At 62.6% G+C, this 2,574-nt stretch carries 1 protein-coding gene; it reads left to right on the top strand.

Annotation, left to right across the window (positions count from 1 at the left end):
* On the top strand, positions 1-2,574 hold a 2,574-nt coding region (mutS, locus tag VJ956_RS08370), incomplete at both ends, for a DNA mismatch repair protein MutS (RefSeq protein ID WP_324083745.1).

Below are 2,574 nucleotides of genomic sequence, written 5' to 3'. Positions count from 1 at the left end.
GGCAGTACCTCAGGATCAAGGGCGAGCACCCGAACGAACTGGTGTTTTACCGCATGGGGGATTTCTACGAGCTGTTTTACGACGATGCCCGCAAAGCCGCCGAGCTGATGGACATAACGCTGACAGCCCGCGGCCAGTCTGGCGGCAGCCCGATTCCCATGGCCGGTATTCCGTACCATTCCGCCGAGGGTTACATTGCACGTCTGGTCCGGGCTGGTCAATCCATCGCCATCTGTGAGCAGATTGGCGATCCGGCCACCAGCAAAGGGCCGGTTGATCGCCAGGTGGTGCGTATCGTCACCCCGGGCACCCTGAGCGACGATGCCTTTCTGGAGGACCGCCGGGACAACCTGCTGGTCGCAATCTGCAGCCGGCAGGAACGCTTCGGATTCTCGTCACTGGACATTTCCAGCGGCCGTTTTACGGTTGCCGAACTGGATGATCTGGAAAGCCTGCGGGGCGAACTGCAGAGACTGCGCCCGGCCGAGATCCTGATCAGTGAGGACTTTCCTTTCCAGGAGGTGCTGGACGGCTACACCGGCATCCGCCGTCGGGGTCCCTGGCTGTTCGAGTCCGATACCGCCCACCGGGTGCTGACCCAGCAATTGCAGGTCCGGGACCTCACCGGCTTTGGCTGCGACGACATGCCCCTGGCCATCTGCGCCGCCGGCTGCCTGCTGCAATACGCCCGGGAAACCCAGCGCACCGCCCTGCCCCATATCCGCAAGCTCAGCCGGGAACGGCGGGAAGAAACGGTGATTCTGGATGCCGCCAGCCGCCGCAACCTGGAAATCGACATCAATCTGATGGGCGGTACCCAGCATACTCTGGCCTGGGTGATGGACCGCACGGCCACCTCCATGGGCGGGCGCCAGCTCCGGCGCTGGCTGAACCGGCCGCTGCGGGACGTCGGCATTGTTGAACAGCGCCAGCAGGCGGTGTCTGCGCTGCTGGAGTCGTTTCACTACGAACCGGTGCACGATCTTCTCAAAGCCGTGGGCGATATCGAGCGGGTGCTGGCACGGGTCGCCCTGCGCTCGGCACGGCCCCGGGATCTGGCCCGGCTGCGGGATGCCTTTCATGTGCTTCCGGACCTTCAGAAAGCGCTGACACCGGTCAATTCTCACCTGATCGTGAAACTTGCCACCACCATCAGCGAATATCCGCAACTGGCCGACACCCTGGAACGTTGCATTATTGATAACCCGCCGGTGGTCATCCGCGATGGCGGTGTTATTCGCGAGGGCTTCGACGAGGAGCTGGACGAGCTGCGCAACATCAGCGAAAACGCCGGCCAGTTCCTGCTGGATGTGGAAACCCGGGAAAAGCAACGCACCGGTATCAGCACACTGAAGGTGGGCTACAACCGGATTCACGGCTACTACATCGAGATCAGCCGGGCCCAGGCGGACCAGGCACCGGTGGATTACATCCGCCGCCAGACCCTGAAAAACGCCGAGCGGTTTATCACCCCTGAACTCAAGGAATTTGAAGACAAGGCACTGAGCGCCAGAAGCCGTTCGCTGGCCCGGGAAAAAGCCCTTTATGACGAAGTCCTGGAAACCGTCGCCGCGGAACTGGCGCCCCTGCAGGACGCAGCACAGGCGCTGGCCGAACTGGATGTACTCAGTAACTTTTCTGAACGGGCCTCCAGCCTGCGCTTCAATCCGCCGGAATTCAGCGACAACCCCGGCTTCGACATCCAGCAGGGCCGTCATCCGGTGGTCGAGCAACTGCTGAGCGACCCCTACGTACCCAACGATCTGCTGATGGATGACCGGCGCCGGATGCTGGTGATCACCGGCCCCAACATGGGCGGCAAGTCCACCTACATGCGCCAGGCCGCGCTGATTGCCCTGCTGGCCTATACCGGCAGCTTTGTGCCCGCCGACCGGGTCACTATCGGCCCGGTGGACCGGATATTCACCCGCATGGGTTCGTCGGACGACATTGCCGGCGGGCGTTCCACCTTCATGGTGGAAATGACCGAAACCGCCAACATCCTGCACAACGCCACCGAACACAGCCTGGTGCTGATGGACGAAGTGGGGCGTGGCACCAGCACCTTTGATGGCCTGTCGCTGGCCTGGGCAACTGCGGAGCATCTGGCCAGATACATTCGCTGCTACACCCTGTTCGCCACCCACTATTTCGAACTGACCCAGCTGGCCGATGAACTGACCCACGCGGTGAATGTTCACCTTACCGCCACCGAACACGACGATACCATCGTGTTCCTGCACAATGTTCACGACGGCCCCGCCAGCCAGAGCTACGGCCTGCAGGTGGCCAGGCTTGCCGGCGTGCCCCAGGATGTGATCCGCAATGCCAAGGCCCAGCTGGCCCATCTTGAGGGTAACTCAGCACCGGTTACACCGATGCCGAACGCCGGGCGGGAAGCGGCGGCTCCGGCGCCGTCAGGCCGGTCAGCGGCTGCCGTGAGCACCGCCTTTCAGGGGGACATGTTCGCGGCCATGGAACCCAGCCGGGTTGAAGAAGCCCTGGCGGCCCTGAACCTGGATGACCTTACGCCAAGAGAGGCACTGAACCGGCTTTACGAACTGCGGGATATTA

It is taken from the genome of Marinobacter sp. (genome assembly GCF_035268745.1).
GTDB lineage: Bacteria > Pseudomonadota > Gammaproteobacteria > Pseudomonadales > Oleiphilaceae > Marinobacter.
The sequence above is the reverse complement of the archived record's forward strand: the minus strand, read 5'-3'. Positions and strand labels throughout refer to the sequence as shown.